Below are 17,386 nucleotides of genomic sequence, written 5' to 3'. Positions count from 1 at the left end.
TTTGACAGGCTTGCCCCGGACCGTCCCACCGGTCCTTCCGTCAGCGGGAACAGAGGAGGAGGACGACGCATGACCACCGGTGAGCCCGCGGGCCCGCCCGTGCTGCGCCACCACCGCGACAGCCTGCTGCCCGCCGTCGCCGCCGCCCTGTCGCTCAAGGGCGGCGAGGTGCACACCCTGGCCGGGGACAAGGACGCCCGACGGCCGGTCCTGCACCCGCTGGTCGGCGAGTTCCTGGACACGCTGCCCGTCGAGGCGCGCGAGCGGTTCACCGGCCGCTGCCCGGAGGCCGTCCTGCTCTCCCAGCACCTGGCCGCGGTCGACGGCCGGCGCTCCAAGCGCGCCGCCCGCAAGCCGATGACCCTGCACGAGGCCCGCAAGGCGCTCAAGGGCTCCCGGATGACGACCGTTCGCATCCGGGAGGAGGGCGACCCGGCGCACGGCACCCACGCCCCGCCGTGCCGTTCCTGCGCGCCGATGCTGGAGCACTTCACCGTGCAGAGCGTCGCCGTCGGGCCGCCCGCGCCCTGACCGCGCCCTCGTACGCCCCCTGTCCCCGAGCCCTGGAGTCCGCCCTGAACCCGCCCAGCCCGCCCCCGCCGGCCACCCTGTCCGCCGCCCCCACCGGGCGGGTTCGCCCGCGCTTCCCCGCCGACGTCGCCGCCGAGCTCAAGGCGGCCGGCTGGCACCCCGGCCGCTGGCAGATACGGCAGGCCGAGGAGTGGGCCGACGCCCTGGTCGGGTACGGCGGGCCGTCCGGTCTGCGGCACGCGGTGTTCCCGGCGGCGGTGGAGGCCTGGGCCGAGTTCGGCGGCCTCGCCTTCGACCTGGCCGGCCCGGGCCGCCAGCTGGCCCGCACCCCGTTCCTGATCGACCCGCTGTGCGGGCTGCACCAGCCGCGCACCCTGCTCGACCTCGGCCGCGCCCTGGGCACCCAGCTCGCCCCGCTCGGCGAGGAGGCGTACGGGCAGGCGCTGCTGGCCGTCGACGAGGAGGGCCGGGTCTACAGCCTGGACCACACCGGCGAGTGGTTCCTCGGGCACGGCATCGACCAGGCCGTCACCACCCTGGTCCTGGGCACCGCCCCGGAGCGGCTGCGCACCGCCGACGGATCCTGACGGCGGCCCGGCGGGCCCCGGGGCGGTCCGCCGACGCGCCCTGACCGCCGGGCCGGGCCTGGCGGCGCGTCACCGCAGCCGTTCGGCCCGGACCGCCAGCCGGGACGGCAGCACCGCCTCGACCCGGAACCCGCCGTCCGCCTCCGGCCCGGAGGAGAAGGTGCCGCCCAGCGCGATCACCCGCTCCCGCATCCCGACCAGCCCGTTGCCGCCGCTGGGCAGCTTCGCCGCGCCCCCGCCGCCGCCCGGGCAGGCGTTCACCACGCTCACCCGCACCCCGTTGGGCGCGTACGCGAGCAGGACGGACACCTGTGCGCCGCCCGCGTGCTTGTGCGCGTTGGTCAGACCCTCCTGGACGACGCGGTAGGCGGTCTGCTCGGCCTCGCCGGTGAACTCCTGCCGACTGCCGCTGACGGTCAGCGTCACCGCCATGCCGGCCGCCCGGGACTGGTCGACCAGCCGGGGCAGCCCGGCCAGCGAGTCCGGCTCCGGCTGGCGCTCGTCGTCCATCCGCAGCACGCCGAGGATCTCCCGCAGCTCGTTCAGCGCCTGCCGCCCGACCTCGCCCATCAGCTTGGCGCTCTGCGCGGCCTTCTCCGGGTCCTTGGCGACGATCCGCTCCAGCGCCCCGGCGTGCACCACCATCAGGGACACCCGGTGCGCCACCACGTCGTGCATCTCCCGGGCGATCCGGGTACGCTCCTCCAGCCGGGCCCGGCGGGCGCGCTCCTGGGCCTGCTCGGCCAGCAGGTCCAGTTCGGTCTCCAGGCCGTGCGCGCGGTCCTTGAGCGAGTCGATCAGCCGCCGCCGCGCGCCCACGTACAGTCCGGTGACCACCGGCGGGACGGTCAGGCCGACGGAGACCAGCACCGCGATCAGCACCTGGCCCCAGAGCGGCGGCTGCTCCACCGCCGTGTCGCCGGGCGTCAGCATCGACACCATCATCACGGCGACGGTCTCGGCGAAGGCCAGTGCGGACAGCGCCACCACCCGCCAGCGCCGGGTGGGCCACTCCCAGGTCGCCGCCAGCGTGTACAGCGACACCACCAGCAGCAGGACGCCGAGCATCCCCGGCATCGCCACCAGGGTCACCAGCACCGGTACGGCCGGCCAGCGGCGGCGCAGCACCAGCGAACCGCCCGCCACCACGCCGAGCAGCGAGGTGCCGGCCACCCCGGCGGCGTCCAGGTGCACCCGGCCGGAGAGGAAGGCGATCGTGCTGAGCGCGCACTCCAGCGCGGCGAGCACCGCCAGCCCGATGTCCAGGAAGGCGCTGCGCGGCCGCTCCCACCACCAGAACGACCGGACCGGCGCGCGCTCCCCAGGCGACTTGCTCATGGCCGACAGCCTAAGCGGCAACCCCCTCCCCTCCCCACCGGGATTGCCCCCGGCACCTCCCCGGACCCCCAAGTGGTCCAGACCACATGCGGCCTGCGGCGTCACTGTCCGCCATCCGGCCACCTCGCGGACAGCGACCGCCCCGACACCTATGCTGGTCGCGTCGGACAGCGCGGTCCGCACGCGTCACACCCGCCACACGCGGGCGGACCTGTGACGATGAGCCGTTGCCGAACCCCACCACCACAGGGAGCCAGCCGTGACCGCTCCGGTCCCCACCCCGGCGGACAGCCCCAATGTCCACGCCACCGGCCCAGTTGCCGACAACGCGGCCCTGCGTGCGGACATCCGCCGCCTCGGCGACCTGCTCGGCGAGACGCTGGTCCGCCAGGAAGGCCCCCAGCTGCTGGGCCTGGTCGAACAGGTCCGCCTGCTCAGCCGCACCGACGGCGAGGCCACCGCCGAACTCCTCTCCGACATCGACCTGGACACCGCCGCCAAGCTGGTCCGGGCCTTCTCCACCTACTTCCACCTCGCCAACGTCACCGAACAGGTGCACCGAGGCCGCGAGTTCGCCACCCGCCGCGCCCGGGAGGGCTCGCTGCTCGCCCAGACCGCCGACCAGCTCGCCGAGGCCGACCCCAAGCACCTCGAGAACACCCTGGCCCACCTCGCCGTCCGGCCGGTCTTCACCGCCCACCCCACCGAGGCCGCCCGCCGCAGCGTCCTCAACAAGCTGCGCCGCATCGGCGAACTCCTCGACCGCATCCACCGCGAGGAGATCGCCGCCGGCCTCTCCCAGGCCGACCCGGCCCGCACCAGCAGCGCCCGCCGCCAGGCCGACCGCCGCCTCGCCGAGGTCATCGACCTGCTCTGGCAGACCGACGAGCTGCGCATCGCCCGCCCCGAGCCCACCGACGAGGCCCGCAACGCCGTCTACTACCTGGACGAGCTCTACCGCGACGCCGTCCCCCAGGTCCTGGAGGAACTGCACGAGGAGCTCGGCCGGGTCGGCCTGACCCTGCCCGACGGCGTCCGCCCGCTCACCTTCGGCACCTGGATCGGCGGCGACCGCGACGGCAACCCCAACGTGACCCCGCAGGTCACCTGGGACGTCCTCAACCTCCAGCACGAGTACGGCATCAAGGACGCCCTGGCCGCCGTCGACGACCTGCGCAGCACCCTCTCCACCTCCGAGCGGCTGGCCGGCGCCTCGGTCGAACTGCTCGCCTCGCTCAACACCGACCTGCACCAGCTCCCCGAGCTCAGCCCCCGCTACAAGCGGATGAACGCCGAGGAGCCCTACCGCCTCAAGGCCACCTGCGTCCGGCTCAAGCTGGAGAACACCCGCGAGCGGCTCGCCCAGGGCACCCCGCACGTCGAGGGCCGCGACTACCTCGGCACCCGCGAGCTGATCACCGACCTGCGGCTCATCCAGGACTCCCTGCGCTCCCACCGCGGCGAGCTGATCGCCGACGGCCGCCTCGCCCGCGCCATCCGCACCATCGAGGCCTTCGGCCTCCAGCTCGCCACCATGGACGTCCGCGAGCACGCCGAGGCCCACCACCACGCCCTCGGCCAGCTCTTCGACCGCCTCGGCGAGGAGGCCTGGCGCTACGCCGACATGCCCCGCGAGTACCGGCAGAAGCTGCTCGCCAAGGAGCTCCGCTCGCGCCGCCCGCTCGCCCCCACCCCGGCCCCGCTGGACGCGGCCGGCACCAAGACCCTCGGCGTCTTCAACACCATCCGCGAGGGCTTCGAGCGCTTCGGTGACGAGATCGTCGAGAGCTACATCATCTCCATGTGCCAGGGCGCCGACGACGTCTTCGCCGCCACCGTCCTGGCCCGCGAGGCCGGCCTGATCGACCTGCACGGCGGCATCGCCAAGATCGGCATCGTGCCGCTGCTGGAGACCACCGAGGAACTCCAGAAGGCCGACCTCATCCTCGACGAGATGCTGTCCGACCCCTCCTACCGGCTGCTCGTCTCGCTGCGCGGCGACGTCCAGGAGGTCATGCTCGGCTACTCCGACTCCTCCAAGTTCGGCGGCATCACCACCTCCCAGTGGGAGATCCACCGCGCCCAGCGCCGGCTGCGCGACGTCGCCCACCGCTACGGCATCCGGCTGCGCCTGTTCCACGGCCGCGGCGGCACCGTCGGCCGCGGCGGCGGCCCCTCCCACGAGGCCATCCTGGCCCAGCCCTGGGGCACCCTGGAGGGCGAGATCAAGGTCACCGAGCAGGGCGAGGTCATCTCCGACAAGTACCTGCTCCCCTCCCTCGCCCGGGAGAACCTGGAGCTGACCATCTCCGCCACCCTCTCCGCCTCCGCGCTGCACACCGCCCCGCGCCAGGCCCCCGAGGAACTGGCCCGCTGGGACGCCGCGATGGACCAGGTCTCCGCGGCCGCCCACACCGCCTACCGCGCCCTGGTCGAGCAGGACGACCTGCCGAAGTACTTCTTCGCCGCCACCCCGGTCGACCAGCTCGCCTCGCTGCACCTGGGCTCCCGCCCGTCCCGCCGCCCCGACTCCGGCGCCGGCCTCGACGGCCTGCGGGCCATCCCGTGGGTCTTCGGCTGGACCCAGTCCCGCCAGATCGTCCCCGGCTGGTACGGCGTCGGCTCCGGCCTCGCCGCCGCCCGCGCGGCCGGCCTCGGCGGCGTGCTCGACGAGATGCACGGCCAGTGGCACTTCTTCCGCAACTTCCTGTCCAACGTCGCCATGACGCTGGCCAAGACCGACCTGCGGATCGCCCGCCACTACGTCGAGCAGCTGGTGCCCGCCGAACTGCACCACGTCTTCGACCAGATCGTCGCCGAGCACGACCTCACCCTGCGCGAGGTGCTCCGGCTCACCGGCGAGGGCGAACTGCTGGAGCACAACCCGGTGCTCAAGCAGACCTTCACCGTCCGCGACGCCTACCTCGACCCGATCTCCTACCTCCAGGTCGCGCTGCTGCGCCGCCAGCGCGAGGAGGTCGCCACCGGCCGCCACGAGGACCCGCTGCGCGCCCGCGCGCTGCTGCTGACCGTCAACGGCATCGCCGCCGGCCTGCGCAACACCGGCTGACGCCACCGCGCGTACGGGACGGGGCCGCCGTCCGCCCTCCGGGGTGGGCGGCGGCCCCGTCCCGTACCGGAAGGGTTCGGGGCACGCGAAAGGGCCGGCGCCCGTGGGCACCGGCCCGGTGTCGTGCTCACCGCGCGGGCGGCCAGGCCCCGGACACGGCCTACTCGCCCGGCTCGCCCGTGCGCCGGCGCTTCAGCCACAGCGCGGCGCCGCCGGCCGCGACCACCAGGCCGCCGCCGACCGCCAGCAGCCCGGCGTCCGTGCCCATCGAGTCACCGAGCAGCGGCCCGAACTGCGCCGCCGCCGGATCCGCGGAGACGCCCGGATCCGGCTCGGCCACCGCGTCCGCGTGCGCCACCGCGCCGCCCGAGAGCAGCACCCCGGCCGCCCCCAGCGCACCGACCGTGCCGACCCGCCGTCCGAACTGCTTCAGTCGGACCACCCGGAGCCGCCGCAGTCGGCGGACCGGACGAAAACCCCGCATCGAGAACTCCCCAGGACTCGTTCGCGTACCAGGCCGACGCTATCCGATCCCGCACAGGGTTCTCACACGGATTCAGGTTTGGACCGTCAAGCGTTGTACGACCGTTGCGTAACACCGCTCCCGGACTTGATGGAGCATCAGGAGTTGTAGGTGCCCTGCGCCCGCTCCAGCCCCTCGGACAGCAGCGCCTCCACCGCGTCCGCCGAGCGGTCCACGAACCACTCCAGTTCCTTGCGCTCGGCGCCGGAGAAGTCCTTCAGCACGAAGTCCGCGACCTCCATCCGGCCCGGCGGCCGGCCGATCCCGCACCGCACCCGGTAGTAGTCCGGCCCCAGCGACTTGGTGATCGACTTCAGTCCGTTGTGGCCGTTGTCCCCGCCGCCCAGCTTGAGGCGCAGCGCCGCGTAGTCGATGTCCAGCTCGTCGTGGACGGCGACCAGCGCCGAGGCCGGCGCCTTGTAGAAGTCCCGCAGCGCCGTCACCGGCCCGCCGGAGAGGTTCATGAACGACATCGGCTTGGCCAGCACCACCCGGCGGCCGGACAGCCGTCCTTCGGCCACCTGCGCCCGGCTCTTGTGCGCCTTGAACTTCGCGCCCATCCGCTGCGCCAGCAGGTCCACCACCATGAACCCGATGTTGTGCCGGTTCCGGGCGTACTGCTCGCCCGGGTTGCCCAGCCCCACCACCAGCCAGGGGCCCTCGTACTCGTCAGCCATGCCCTCTCTCCTCCTGTGCGCGCTCTACGTCATCTTCCCGGACACACCGCTGCCCCGGCCGCTCCGAGGGGAGCGACCGGGGCAGCGGTCACAGCTGGTGGGGCGAGGCTCAGGCCTCGGTGCCCTCGGCCTCGGCGGCCTCGTCCTCGGCCGGGGCGGCCTGGGCGCCGATGACCTGCAGCACGACGGCGTCGGCGTCGACGGCCAGGGTGACGCCGGCCGGCAGGGCGATGTCCTTGGCGAGGACGGAGGCACCGGACTCCAGGCCCTCGACCGAGACGGTGACCGACTCGGGCAGGTGGGTGGCCTCGGCCTCGATCGGCAGCGCGTTGAGGACGTGCTCCAGCAGGTTGCCGCCGGGGGCCAGCTCGCCCTCGGTCAGGACCGGGATCTCGACGGTGACCTTCTCGCCGCGCTTGACCAGCAGCAGGTCGACGTGCTCGATGGTGCGCTTGATGGCCTCGCGCTGCACGGCCTTGGGCAGCACGTACTCGTCCTTGCCCTCGATCGGCACGACCAGCAGGGCGTTCGGGGTCTTGAGCGCCATCATCAGGTCGTGGCTCGGCAGGTTCAGGTGAACCGGGGCGTGGCCGTGGCCGTAGACGACACCGGGGACGAAGCCGGCACGGCGGGCGCGACGGGCGGCACCCTTGCCGAACTCGGAACGGGTCTCAGCGGCGATGCGGATCTCGGACACGACTGCACTCCTCGGGAAGACTGGCGCGGGGGTGCAGGCAACGCGAAAAACCGCCGGGGCCACACCCTCAGTACGTTCGGGGGTCACTCGGCGGTAACGGCCTCTGCCGACGGACGGAAATCCGACACCGGCAGCGCGTCGATCACGGAGCGGGCACCCGGCAAGCAGGCGCACGGCATCCCTCGCCGAGCAGTTTCACGAGTCTAACCGCATGAACGGCCTCCCGTGAAATCGGCGGCGGCCCCGGTCCGATCCGGACCGGGGCCGCCGCCGTCGGGCTTCGTCAGTGCACGCCCTCGAAGAGGCTCGTGACCGAACCCTCCTCGAACACCTCGCGGATCGCGGCCGCGATCGAGGGGGCGATGGACAGCGTGGTGATCTTGTCCAGCTGGATCTGCGCCGGGGTCGGCAGCGTGTTGGTGAACACGAACTCGCTCACCCGCGAGTTCTTCAGCCGGTCCGCGGCCGGGCCGGAGAGCACGCCGTGGGTGGCCGCCACCAGGACGTCCGCGGCACCGTTGTCGAACAGCGCGTCGGCCGCGGCGCAGATCGTGCCGGCGGTGTCGATCATGTCGTCGACCAGGACGCAGACCCGGTCCTTGACGTCACCGACGACCTCGGCCGACAGGATGGTGTTGGCCTGGGTCATGTCGCGGCGCTTGTGGATGATCGCCAGCGGCGCGTCCAGCCGGTCGCACCACTGGTCGGCCACCTTCACCCGGCCGGCGTCCGGCGACACGATGGTCAGCTTGGAGCGGTCCACCCTCCCGCCCACGTAGTCCGCCAGCATCGGCAGCGCGAACAGGTGGTCCACCGGGCCGTCGAAGAAGCCCTGGATCTGCGCGGTGTGCAGGTCCACGGCCATCAGCCGGTCGGCGCCCGCCTGGCGCAGCAGGTCGGCGACCAGGCGCGCCGAGATGGGCTCGCGGCCCAGGTGCTTCTTGTCCTGGCGGGCGTACCCGTAGAACGGCAGGATCGCGGTGATGCTCTTGGCGGAGGCCCGCTTCAGCGCATCGATCATGATCAGCTGTTCCATGATCCACTGGTTGATGGGAGCCGTGTGGCTCTGCATCACGAAGCAGTCCGCGCCGCGGGCCGAGTCCAGGAAGCGGACGTAGATCTCGCCGTTGGCGAAGTCCAGGGCCTTGGTCGGGACGAGCTCGGTCCCGAGCGCCTCGGCCACCTCCCTCGCCAGTTCCGGGTGGGCACGGCCGGAGAAGAGCTTGAGTTTCTTCTCACCCGACGTCGTGATCCCGCTCACTGCACCGTCTCCTCGCGTTGCTGACGCTGAACCCCGTCGTCCCGTGCGGGCAGGCGCAGCCGGCTCGCACGGGGTCGGGGGAATTGTCGGTACGCCTGGACACGGGCCGTAAGCCCAGTGGCGCACGTATGACCCCAAGGTTACGCGCCCACGCAGAAACCGTCCGCCCCGGGACCGCCCTCGGGCTCCCGCCCGTCCCGTCAGGCGTCCGCGGCCCCGTCCGTCGCGGCCTTCGCGGCCCGCGCGGAGGTGGTCCCCGGGCGCTTGCGCTCCACCCAGCCCTCGATGTTGCGCTGGTGCGCCCGGCTCACTCCGAGCGCGCCCGGCGGGACGTCGGTGGTGATCACCGAACCGGCCGCGGTGTAGGCGCCGTCCCCGATCGCCACCGGGGCGATGAACATGTTGTCGGAACCGGTGCGGCAGTGCGCACCGATCACCGTGCGGTGCTTGTTGACGCCGTCGTAGTTCACGGTGACCGAGGCCGCGCCGACGTTGGTGCCCTCGCCGATCGTGGCGTCCCCGATGTAGGAGAGGTGCGGCACCTTGGCGCCCTCGCCCAGCTCGGAGTTCTTCACCTCGACGTAGGTGCCGACCTTCGCCTTGCGGGCCAGCTTGGCCCCCGGCCGCAGGTAGGCGTACGGGCCGGCGGTGGCCAGCTCGCCCACCTCGGCGCGGTCCGCCGTGGTGTTGCTCACACGGGCGCCGGCGCCGATCAGGGTGTCGGTCAGGGTCGAGTTCGGGCCGACCTCGCAGCCCTCGCCCAGGTGGGTGGCACCCTGCAGCTGGGTGTTCGGCAGCACGAGGGCGTCCGGCTCGTACGTCACCTGCACGTCGATCCAGGTGGTCGCCGGGTCCACCACGGTGACGCCGGCCCGCATCGCCCGCTCCAGCAGGCGGTCGTTCAGCAGCCGGCGGGCCTGCGCGAGCTGCACCCGGTCGTTGATGCCCAGGATGTCCCGGTGGTCCTCCGCGACCACGGCGCCCACCCGGTGTCCGGCGGTGCGCAGGATCTCCAGGGTGTCGGTGAGGTACTCCTCGCCCTGCGAGTTGTCCGTGGTGAGCTCGGCCAGCGCCTCGACCAGCAGCTTGGCGTCGAAGGCGAAGACGCCCGAGTTGATCTCGGCGATCGAGCGCTGGACGGCGGTGGCGTCCCGCTCCTCGACGATCGCGGCGACGGTGCCGTCCTCGTCCCGCAGGATCCGGCCGTAGCCGAAGGGCTCGGGGACGACGGCGGTCAGGACGGTGACCCCGTTGTCCTGGCCGGCGTGGGCCTTCGCCAGGCGGCGCAGCGTGTCCCCGGTCAGCAGCGGGGAGTCCCCGGCGGTGACGATCACCGTGCCGTCCAGCACCACGCCGTCGGCGGCCAGCGCCTCCAGCGCCGTGCGCACCGCGTGCCCGGTGCCCTTCTGGTCCTCCTGCACCACCGGACGGGCCGCCGGGTAGTGCGCCGCGAGGTGCTCCTGGACCTGCTCCCGCTGGTGTCCGACCACCACGACGAGCTGTTCCGGCGTCAGTTCGCTGGCCGCCGAGACGGCATGACCCACCAGCGACCGGCCGCAGACCTCGTGCAGCACCTTGGGCAGCTTGTTCGACTTCATCCGGGTCCCGCCACCGGCGGCGAGCACGACAACGGCGGCAAGCGAATTGGCACCCATGCGGGGAGGCTCCTCGGTCGGTTCACAGAGCGGGCAGAACGGGCCCGGACCGGACCGAGGCCGGTCGCCATTCGCACAGTCCGCCGAGCAGCACCGACAATACCGGCGGTTCGGCGGTACGCCCGAACCTGAGGCGTGCAGAGGCTCCGCCGCTAGGATTCGAACCCAGACAAAGGCCTCCAAAGGGCCCTGTGCTGCCATTACACCACGGCGGATGGTTGCTCAGACCCTACCCGAGTCGACCCTGCCATGGGTATCAACTGCCGCGATCCGCAGGCCCCGATCCGCCGGGAACGGTCGAACAAGCCGGGCCGCCGGTTCATCCATCCAGTCGGGTGAATTCACTCAAGCGCCGTGCGGCGGCGTGTTCCCTTCGCCGCGGAGCGCAACCTACGATGCCGTAGGTTACGCCAACGTAGCCTCCGCTCCTGCCTCCCGCACAGGGATGACGCAAAGGGACGCCCATGACCACCAAGGCCGGCGAGCCGAGCGCGGGGAACGCCGCGCTTCCCACCGAATCCCCCGATCCCACCGACACCGCCGCCACCCGGCTGTCCGCCACCCGCGGCGGGGAGAAGCAGGGCCTCGCCGAACGGCTGGCGCTCGGGCTGTTCATCCTCGTGCCGTTCGCCGCGCTGGTGGCCGCCGTGCCGGTGGCCTGGGGGTGGGGACTGGGGTGGACGGACGCGGCGATCACCGTCGCCATGTACTTCCTCACCTGCCACGGCATCACCGTCGGCTACCACCGCTACTTCACCCACAGCGCGTTCAAGGCCAACCGCCCGATGCGGCTCGCCCTCGCGGTCGCCGGCAGCCTGGCGGTCGAGGGCCCGCTGGTGCGCTGGGTGGCCGACCACCGCAAGCACCACCGGTTCAGCGACAAGGACGGCGACCCGCACTCGCCGTGGCGCTACGGGGAGAGCCTCCCGGCCCTGCTCAAGGGCCTGTGGTGGGCGCACATGGGCTGGATGTTCGACGAGGAGCAGACCCCGCAGCTCACGTACGCGCCGGACCTCGTCCGCGATCCGGCCATACGGCGGATCTCCCGGCTGTTCTGGCTCTGGACCATGATCTCGCTGCTGCTCCCCCCGCTGGTCGGCGGGCTGGTGACGCTGTCCTGGTCGGGCGCGCTGTCCGCCTTCTTCTGGGGATCGCTGGTCCGGGTGGCCCTGCTGCACCACGTCACCTGGTCGATCAACTCGATCTGCCACGCCGTCGGCCGCCGCCCGTTCCGCTCCCGGGACCGCTCGGGCAACGTCTGGTGGCTGGCGGTGCTCTCCTGCGGCGAGTCCTGGCACAACCTGCACCACGCGGACCCGACGGCCGCCCGGCACGGGGTGCTGCGCGGGCAGATCGACTCCTCGGCCCGGCTGATCCGCTGGTTCGAGCTGGCCGGCTGGGTCCGGGACGTCCGTTGGCCGGACGCGCAGCGGATCGCCGCCCGCCGCGCCGCATGAGTCGTCGCTTCCAGCATGATGTAGGGGTGAACGGGAGCAGCGCAGACAGCACAGGCGGCCACCAGAGCACGCGGACGGACGCGGCGCCCGACGCGGCGCCGGCCCGTCCGCGAACCGCTGCACCGGCGGGCGAGGGCGCCTCGGGGGGTGCGCCCGCCCCGGCGCCGCGCCGCCGGGGCGGGCGGGTCCGGATGACCGGCAAGCAGCGGCGGGAGCAGCTGCTGGAGATCGGCCGGACGGTGTTCGCGGAGCGCGGCTACGACGGCACCTCGGTGGAGGAGATCGCCGAGCGGGCCGGGGTGTCGAAGCCGGTGGTGTACGAGCACTTCGGCGGCAAGGAGGGGCTGTACGCGGTGGTGGTGGACCGCGAGATGCAGTTGCTGCTGGACATGGTCACGGGGGCGCTGACCGGCGGGCACTCGCGGGAGCTGCTGGAGCAGGCCGCGTTCGCGCTGATGGACTACATCGACACCTCGACGGACGGCTTCCGGATCCTGGTCCGGGACTCCCCGGTGGCCCAGTCGACCGGCACCTTCGCGTCGCTGATCAGCGACATCGCGACGCAGGTGGAGGACATCCTCGGCCTGGAGTTCAAGTCCCGGGGCTTCGACGCGCGACTGGCCCCGATGTACTCGCAGATGCTGGTCGGCATGGTGGCGCTGACCGGGCAGTGGTGGCTGGAGGTCCGCAAGCCGGACAAGGCGCAGGTCGCGGCGCACCTGGTGAACCTGGCCTGGCACGGGCTGGAGGGCCTGGAGCGGCACCCGAGGCTGGTCGGCGGGCGCAAGGACTGACCTGCGGGCGAACCGGCGGCGGGGTGGGGCCGACCGGCGGGCGGAAGGAGCGACCGACGGGCGGAAGGGCCGGCGGCCCTCCCGCCCCGCATCAGGCCCTGGTCCCGACGGCGAAGATCCGCCGGAACGGGAAGACGGTGCCGTGCGGCCCGGCCGGGTAGGCCTCGCGCAGGAGCGCCCCGTACTCGGCGAGGAAGGCGGCTCGGCGGGCGGGGTCGGTCAGCCGGGTGAGGACGGGGCGCAGGGCGGTGCCCTTGACCCAGGCGAGGACCGGGTCCGGGCCCGGGAGCAGGGTGCGGTAGGTGGTCTCCCAGACGTCGGGCGCGCAGCCGGCGGCGGTGAGGGCGTCCAGGTAGCGCTCGGGCGGGTGGACGCCGGCCCTGGCGGCGTCGTCGCCGAGGAGGCCGCGCCAGCGGGGGCTGCGCCGGAGTTCGGCGAGCAGGGTGTGGCTGGGGGCGTCGAAGTTGCCGGGGACCTGGAAGGCGACGGTGCCGCCGGGCCGCAGGGCGCCGGCCCAGCGCGGGACGAGGTCGAGGTGGCCGTCGATCCACTGCAGCGTGGCGTTGGAGACGATCAGGTCGGGTCCGGCCGGGGCCGGGTCGAAGTCGCGGGCGTCGGCGAGCAGGTAGTCGGCGGTGGGCTCACCGTCGGTGCGGGCGGTGGCGAGCATCGGGGCGGAGTTGTCGACGCCGGTGAGGCGGGCGTGCGGCCAGCGTGCGCGCAGCACGGCGGTGGAGTTGCCGGGGCCGCAGCCGATGTCGAGGATCACGGGATCGCTCGGGTTCGGGAGGGCGGGGACGCGGGCGAGCAGGTCGCGCAGCGGACGGGTGCGTTCGTCCGCGAAGCGCAGGTACTGCGCCGGGTCCCAGACGGGACTGGTCATGGTCCACCTCGCAAGTATCTCGACATCAAGATATCCCAGGTAGCCTTGCTGGCACATTTCTCGACGTCAAGAGACTTCACATCGACACATCCACCGATACACTGATCGTCATGGAGGACGAGGTCGACAGGCTGGTCGCAGCGTGGCGCCGAGAGCGCCCCGACCTCGACGTGGAGCCGCTGGAGGTACTCAGCCGGGTCAGCAGACTCGCCCGGCACCTCGACCGCGCCCGCCGCACCGCCTTCGCCGAGCACGGGCTGGAGCCCTGGGAGTTCGACGTCCTGACCGCCCTGCGCCGGGCCGGCTCCCCCTACCAGCTCTCCCCCGGCCAGCTGCTCACCCAGACCCTGGTCACCTCCGGCACCATGACCAACCGCATCGACCGCCTCACCGGCAAGGGCCTGGTCAAGCGCCTGCCCGACCCGGACGACCGGCGCGGCGTGCTCGTCCGGCTCACCGACGACGGCCGCGACCGCGCCGACCAGGCGCTCGCCGGACTGCTCACGCACGAACGCGAACTGCTCGCCCAGCTCAGCTCCGGCCAGCAGGGCGAACTCGCCGCGCTCCTGCGGCAGCTGGTCGCCCCGTTCGACAACATCCCGGGCTGATCCGCGCCCCGGAGTTCACGTCCGGTCCACCGCGGTCACGACGGACGGCGGCGCCGGCAGGGCCGGCTCGGCCGGGCTGACCCCGGCCCGGCGGGCCACCGCCACCGCGGCCAGCGTGGAGTGCACCCCGAGCTTGCCGAGCACGTTCTGCATGTGCGTCCGGACGGTGTGCGGCGACAGGTAGAGCCGCTCCGCGACCGCCTGCCGGCCCAGGCCCGCGACCATGCAGCGCAGGATCTGCTTCTCCCGCGGAGTGAGGGTGTCGACCAGCCGCTCGCTCTCGGTGCGGTCCCGCCGGGCGGTGGTCAGCTCGCGGATCACCCCGGTCAGCAGCGCGGGCGGCAGGTGCGTCTCGTCTCGCAGCACCCCCCGGACCACGGAGAGCAGCCGGGCCAGCGAACTCTCCTTGGCCACCCAGCCGGTGGCGCCCGCGTGCAGGGCCCGGGCGGCGCGGTGCGGGTCGTCGGCGACGGCCAGCACGACCGCCCGCAGCCCCGGATGGGCGCGGCGGACCCGGGCGAGCAGGGTGATGCCGTCCGGTGCCGGAGGCGTGGTTCTGAGCTGGTCGGCCCGGTACGCGTCGGAGCGGGCCGGTTCCGTGCCGCGCCCGCCCGGGCGCAGCAGGTCCACCGGGCGGCCGCCGGACTGCGCCACCGGCGGGCCGACCGGGTGGCGGGGCGGCGGCACCGCCTGGGCCGGCCGCCGCCGGGCCGCGTCGGCCGCGTCCGGGCCGAGCCGGCTCCGGACACCCGCCGAAGCAGTGCCCTCGGCCCCCAGGTCGGCGTCGATCAGGACCACGTCGAAGGCCCGCCCCTCGACGGCGGCACGCTCCAGCGCCCGCTCGGCGGCGGCCCCGCTGCCGGCCGCCCCCACCTCCACGTCGGGCTCGGCGGCGAGCGCCGCGGCCAGGGCCTCGGCGAAGATCCGGTGGTCGTCGACCACCAGGACGCGGATCCGCCCCATCGTCACTACCCCCCTGCTCAGACCGACCCGAGCCCGGGGGCGGGGACCGGCCCCGGCACCCGCGGTCTGGGCCCGTCACTCCGCCCGCCCACCGGTGGCCGGTGAGGCCGAAAAGGGCGCCGGCCCCCACCGGTACCGCACTCAGCGTACGGGCCGGGAAACCCCCTCGTGGCGGTTTGGTGAAGTTTCGTCAGGAGGTGCGCGAGTGGCGGGATTTCACGCCATCACCGGTCGAAGCGGGCAACGCCGAGGCGCCGCCCCCGAACCTCCGGGAGCGGCGCCTGCGGGGTCCTGCGGCCTACTTGCCGTGCTTCTCCAGGGCGAACTTCCAGGCGTCGGCGACGATGTCGTCCAGGTTCGGGCGGCGCGGCGTCCAGCCCAGCGCCTCGTGGGCGCGGGCCGCCGAGGCCACCAGCACGGCCGGGTCGCCGGCCCGGCGGCCGGCCGCCTGCACCGGGATCTCCCGGCCGGTGACGCGCCGGACAGACTCGATCACCTCGCGCACCGAGAAGCCGCTGCCGTTGCCCAGGTTGCAGATCAGGTGCTCGCCCGGCTTGGCCGCGTCCAGCGCCAGCAGGTGCGCGTCGGCCAGGTCCGCGACGTGGATGTAGTCGCGGATGCAGGTGCCGTCCGGGGTCGGGTAGTCCTCGCCGTACACCGCGATGTGCGGGCGCTGACCCAGCGCCGCCTGGAACACCAGCGGGATCAGGTGCGACTCGGGGTCGTGACGCTCCCCGTACGCGCCGTACGCACCGGCCACGTTGAAGTAGCGCAGCGAGACGGCGGCCAGGCCGTGCGCGACGGCCTCGCTGGTGATCAGGTGGTCCACGGCGAGCTTGGTGGCGCCGTAGGCGTTGGTCGGCGAGGTGCGGGCGGTCTCCGCGATCGGCACGACCTCCGGCTCGCCGTAGACGGCGGCGGTGGACGAGAACACCAGCTTGCGCACACCCGCCGCGCGCATCGCCGCGACCAGCTCCAGCGAACCCGCCACGTTGTTGCGCCAGTACTTCTCCGGGTCCACGACCGACTCGCCGACCTGCGAGGAGGCGGCGAAGTGCAGCACGCCGTCGAAGGAACCGTCCAGCACCCGGCCGGCCTCCTGGACCCGACCCTCGACGAACTCGGCACCGACCGGGACGCCCTCGCGGAAACCGGTGGAGAGATCGTCCAGGACGGTCACCTGGTGCCCCGCCTCCAGCAGGTGGGCGGCCACCACGCTGCCGACGTAGCCGGCGCCACCCGTGACCAGGTACTTACTCATGATGAGACCTCCAGCGGGCGACGGTCCGCCGGTCAGCGGCGGCCGTCGATGACGTGTGTACGACTGAGGCTATTCTCCCTGCCCGCCGGAGTGCCCAGGACCATGTGAACGGGCCGCCCGGGAGCCGGTTTCACGGACCCCGAGCCCCCCTCAGCCGCCGGCCATCCGCTCCAGCAGCCCGGTACGGGCCGCCACCGCGGCCGCCTCCAGCCGGGTCCGCGCACCGAGCTTCATCAGCACCCGCTGGACGTGCGTCCGGGCGGTGCTCGCGGCGATCCGCATCCCGGCGGCGATCGCCGCCGTGTCCTCCCCGTCCGCGATCCGGGCCAGCACCTGCACCTCACGGCGGGTCAGCAGCCGCAGCAGCCGCACCGCCTCGTCGTCCGGCTCGGCGACCGGCCGCAGCAACTGGTCGAAGGCCCCGCGCAGCACGTCCACGGCCACCGCCGCCTCGCCCGCCCGGGCCCGCCCGATCGCCCGCTCGACCACCCCGATCCGCTCGTCGCTCGGCACGTACCCCGCCGCCCCGGCCGCGAACGCCCCCGCCACACCGCGCAGTTCACCCACTGGACCGAGCACGATCACGGCCACCTCGGGGCGCTCCCGGCGGATCCGGCGCAGCCCGTCGAAAGCCGCCGGCTCACTCGGCGCGGCCACCCCCAGCAGACACACCTCCGGCCGCCGGCCGACCACCAGATCGGCCGCGACCCCGGCCGGGCAGCCGACCGCGAGCACCCGGTGGCCGCGCAGCTGCAACGCCGTGGCCAGCGCCTCGGCCAACAGCCGGTGATCGTCGACCACCACGAGTCGAACGCCCATGACGCCCTCCCGGTCGGGGTTCGGCTCGCGCCCGCACCCCATGGGCGGGCGGCCGATGACGCACCATCACAGCGCATTCCGTACCCGACCCGCTAGGCCGCCGCGCTCGGCCTCCGCACCGGGCCCGACGGTCTGATCGGGGAACAGCAAAAGGCCCTCGCCATGAAGCGAGGGCCTTCGAATGGAGCCCCCATGCGGAATCGAACCGCAGACCTTCTCCTTACCATGGAGACGCTCTACCGACTGAGCTATAGGGGCTTGC

16 protein-coding genes and 2 tRNA genes are annotated in these 17,386 nt (G+C 73.4%); 6 read left to right on the top strand and 12 right to left on the bottom strand.

Going from position 1 to position 17,386, the window contains the following annotated elements; all coding sequences use genetic code 11:
* Positions 1 to 69: 69 nt before the first annotated feature.
* Together AB0O19_RS12020 and AB0O19_RS12015 are read left to right on the top strand one after the other, a co-directional pair.
* Complete coding sequence (locus AB0O19_RS12020; protein WP_350877742.1) at positions 70 to 531, top strand: YwqJ-related putative deaminase; 462 nt, start codon at positions 70 to 72, stop codon at positions 529 to 531.
* 77 nt (positions 532 to 608) lie between these two features.
* Positions 609 to 1,118, top strand: coding sequence for an SUKH-3 domain-containing protein (locus AB0O19_RS12015; protein WP_363619251.1), 510 nt, complete (start codon positions 609 to 611; stop codon positions 1,116 to 1,118).
* A gap of 69 nt (positions 1,119 to 1,187) precedes the next feature.
* Here the strand turns inward: AB0O19_RS12015 and AB0O19_RS12010 are convergent, their stop codons facing one another.
* Positions 1,188 to 2,456: a histidine kinase gene (locus AB0O19_RS12010; RefSeq protein WP_363619230.1), complete on the bottom strand. Its 1,269-nt coding sequence runs from the start codon at positions 2,454 to 2,456 to the stop codon at positions 1,188 to 1,190.
* Positions 2,457 to 2,790: 334 nt separating this feature from the next.
* Between AB0O19_RS12010 and ppc the strand changes: the two genes are divergently transcribed.
* The gene (gene ppc, locus AB0O19_RS12005; RefSeq protein ID WP_363619250.1) at positions 2,791 to 5,526 is read left to right on the top strand and encodes a phosphoenolpyruvate carboxylase; all 2,736 of its coding nucleotides are present in this window, start codon (positions 2,791 to 2,793) and stop codon (positions 5,524 to 5,526) included.
* A 160-nt stretch (positions 5,527 to 5,686) separates the two neighbouring features.
* Here the strand turns inward: ppc and AB0O19_RS12000 are convergent, their stop codons facing one another.
* The 6 genes from AB0O19_RS12000 to AB0O19_RS11975 form a co-directional block, all read right to left on the bottom strand.
* Positions 5,687 to 6,010: a hypothetical protein gene (locus AB0O19_RS12000; RefSeq protein ID WP_363619229.1), complete on the bottom strand. Its 324-nt coding sequence runs from the start codon at positions 6,008 to 6,010 to the stop codon at positions 5,687 to 5,689.
* Positions 6,011 to 6,147: 137 nt separating this feature from the next.
* A complete protein-coding gene (gene pth / locus AB0O19_RS11995; RefSeq protein WP_063348046.1) occupies positions 6,148 to 6,726 on the bottom strand; it encodes an aminoacyl-tRNA hydrolase in 579 nt (192 codons plus the stop codon).
* 109 nt (positions 6,727 to 6,835) lie between these two features.
* Positions 6,836 to 7,423 (bottom strand): 50S ribosomal protein L25/general stress protein Ctc, encoded by a 588-nt coding sequence (locus AB0O19_RS11990; protein ID WP_363619228.1) that lies wholly within the window; start codon positions 7,421 to 7,423, stop codon positions 6,836 to 6,838.
* A 283-nt stretch (positions 7,424 to 7,706) separates the two neighbouring features.
* Entirely contained in the window at positions 7,707 to 8,684 is a 978-nt protein-coding gene (locus AB0O19_RS11985) for a ribose-phosphate diphosphokinase (RefSeq protein WP_350877737.1), read from the bottom strand.
* Between the two features lie 200 nt (positions 8,685 to 8,884).
* Positions 8,885 to 10,339, bottom strand: coding sequence for a bifunctional UDP-N-acetylglucosamine diphosphorylase/glucosamine-1-phosphate N-acetyltransferase GlmU (gene glmU, locus AB0O19_RS11980; RefSeq protein ID WP_363619227.1), 1,455 nt, complete (start codon positions 10,337 to 10,339; stop codon positions 8,885 to 8,887).
* A gap of 144 nt (positions 10,340 to 10,483) precedes the next feature.
* Positions 10,484 to 10,554, bottom strand: a tRNA-Gln gene (locus AB0O19_RS11975).
* 249 nt (positions 10,555 to 10,803) lie between these two features.
* Between AB0O19_RS11975 and AB0O19_RS11970 the strand changes: the two genes are divergently transcribed.
* Positions 10,804 to 11,796 (top strand): acyl-CoA desaturase, encoded by a 993-nt coding sequence (locus AB0O19_RS11970; protein WP_363619226.1) that lies wholly within the window; start codon positions 10,804 to 10,806, stop codon positions 11,794 to 11,796.
* Between the two features lie 191 nt (positions 11,797 to 11,987).
* The gene (locus AB0O19_RS11965; RefSeq protein ID WP_063348051.1) at positions 11,988 to 12,590 is read left to right on the top strand and encodes a TetR/AcrR family transcriptional regulator; all 603 of its coding nucleotides are present in this window, start codon (positions 11,988 to 11,990) and stop codon (positions 12,588 to 12,590) included.
* Positions 12,591 to 12,681: 91 nt separating this feature from the next.
* Here AB0O19_RS11965 and AB0O19_RS11960 read toward each other — a convergent pair whose 3' ends face one another.
* Complete coding sequence (locus AB0O19_RS11960; protein ID WP_363619225.1) at positions 12,682 to 13,473, bottom strand: methyltransferase domain-containing protein; 792 nt, start codon at positions 13,471 to 13,473, stop codon at positions 12,682 to 12,684.
* Positions 13,474 to 13,583: 110 nt separating this feature from the next.
* Between AB0O19_RS11960 and AB0O19_RS11955 the strand changes: the two genes are divergently transcribed.
* On the top strand, positions 13,584 to 14,081 hold the full coding sequence (locus AB0O19_RS11955) for a MarR family transcriptional regulator (RefSeq protein ID WP_363585323.1): 498 nt from the start codon (positions 13,584 to 13,586) through the stop codon (positions 14,079 to 14,081).
* A 15-nt stretch (positions 14,082 to 14,096) separates the two neighbouring features.
* On the opposite strand, the gene AB0O19_RS11950 is transcribed toward AB0O19_RS11955, so the two are convergent.
* From AB0O19_RS11950 to AB0O19_RS11935, 4 genes are all read right to left on the bottom strand, one after another.
* The gene (locus AB0O19_RS11950) at positions 14,097 to 15,044 is read right to left on the bottom strand and encodes a response regulator transcription factor (protein WP_363619224.1); all 948 of its coding nucleotides are present in this window, start codon (positions 15,042 to 15,044) and stop codon (positions 14,097 to 14,099) included.
* Positions 15,045 to 15,342: 298 nt separating this feature from the next.
* Positions 15,343 to 16,305 carry a UDP-glucose 4-epimerase GalE gene (gene galE / locus AB0O19_RS11945; RefSeq protein ID WP_350877731.1) on the bottom strand — a complete coding sequence of 321 codons (963 nt, stop codon included), beginning with the start codon at positions 16,303 to 16,305 and terminating at the stop codon, positions 15,343 to 15,345.
* Between the two features lie 150 nt (positions 16,306 to 16,455).
* Positions 16,456 to 17,124 carry a LuxR C-terminal-related transcriptional regulator gene (locus AB0O19_RS11940; protein WP_063348056.1) on the bottom strand — a complete coding sequence of 223 codons (669 nt, stop codon included), beginning with the start codon at positions 17,122 to 17,124 and terminating at the stop codon, positions 16,456 to 16,458.
* Positions 17,125 to 17,306: 182 nt separating this feature from the next.
* Positions 17,307 to 17,382: transfer RNA gene (locus AB0O19_RS11935), tRNA-Thr, on the bottom strand.
* Positions 17,383 to 17,386 lie beyond the last annotated feature (4 nt).

This window comes from Kitasatospora sp. NPDC091276 (genome assembly GCF_040684355.1).
Lineage (GTDB): Bacteria > Actinomycetota > Actinomycetes > Streptomycetales > Streptomycetaceae > Kitasatospora.
This window is presented reverse-complemented; position numbering and strand designations above follow the sequence as displayed.

Excerpts from the sequence above, each read along its gene's own strand:
- AB0O19_RS12020 (WP_350877742.1), top strand. The coding sequence starts at position 70 with ATGACCACCGGTGAGCCCGCGGGCCCGCCCGTGCTGCGCCACCACCGC.
- AB0O19_RS12010 (WP_363619230.1), bottom strand. The coding sequence starts at position 2,456 with ATGAGCAAGTCGCCTGGGGAGCGCGCGCCGGTCCGGTCGTTCTGGTGG.
- AB0O19_RS12000 (WP_363619229.1), bottom strand. The coding sequence starts at position 6,010 with ATGCGGGGTTTTCGTCCGGTCCGCCGACTGCGGCGGCTCCGGGTGGTC.
- pth (WP_063348046.1), bottom strand. The coding sequence starts at position 6,726 with ATGGCTGACGAGTACGAGGGCCCCTGGCTGGTGGTGGGGCTGGGCAAC.
- glmU (WP_363619227.1), bottom strand. The coding sequence starts at position 10,339 with ATGGGTGCCAATTCGCTTGCCGCCGTTGTCGTGCTCGCCGCCGGTGGC.
- AB0O19_RS11970 (WP_363619226.1), top strand. The coding sequence starts at position 10,804 with ATGACCACCAAGGCCGGCGAGCCGAGCGCGGGGAACGCCGCGCTTCCC.
- AB0O19_RS11965 (WP_063348051.1), top strand. The coding sequence starts at position 11,988 with ATGACCGGCAAGCAGCGGCGGGAGCAGCTGCTGGAGATCGGCCGGACG.
- AB0O19_RS11960 (WP_363619225.1), bottom strand. The coding sequence starts at position 13,473 with ATGACCAGTCCCGTCTGGGACCCGGCGCAGTACCTGCGCTTCGCGGAC.
- AB0O19_RS11955 (WP_363585323.1), top strand. The coding sequence starts at position 13,584 with ATGGAGGACGAGGTCGACAGGCTGGTCGCAGCGTGGCGCCGAGAGCGC.
- AB0O19_RS11950 (WP_363619224.1), bottom strand. The coding sequence starts at position 15,044 with ATGGGGCGGATCCGCGTCCTGGTGGTCGACGACCACCGGATCTTCGCC.
- galE (WP_350877731.1), bottom strand. The coding sequence starts at position 16,305 with ATGAGTAAGTACCTGGTCACGGGTGGCGCCGGCTACGTCGGCAGCGTG.
- AB0O19_RS11940 (WP_063348056.1), bottom strand. The coding sequence starts at position 17,124 with ATGGGCGTTCGACTCGTGGTGGTCGACGATCACCGGCTGTTGGCCGAG.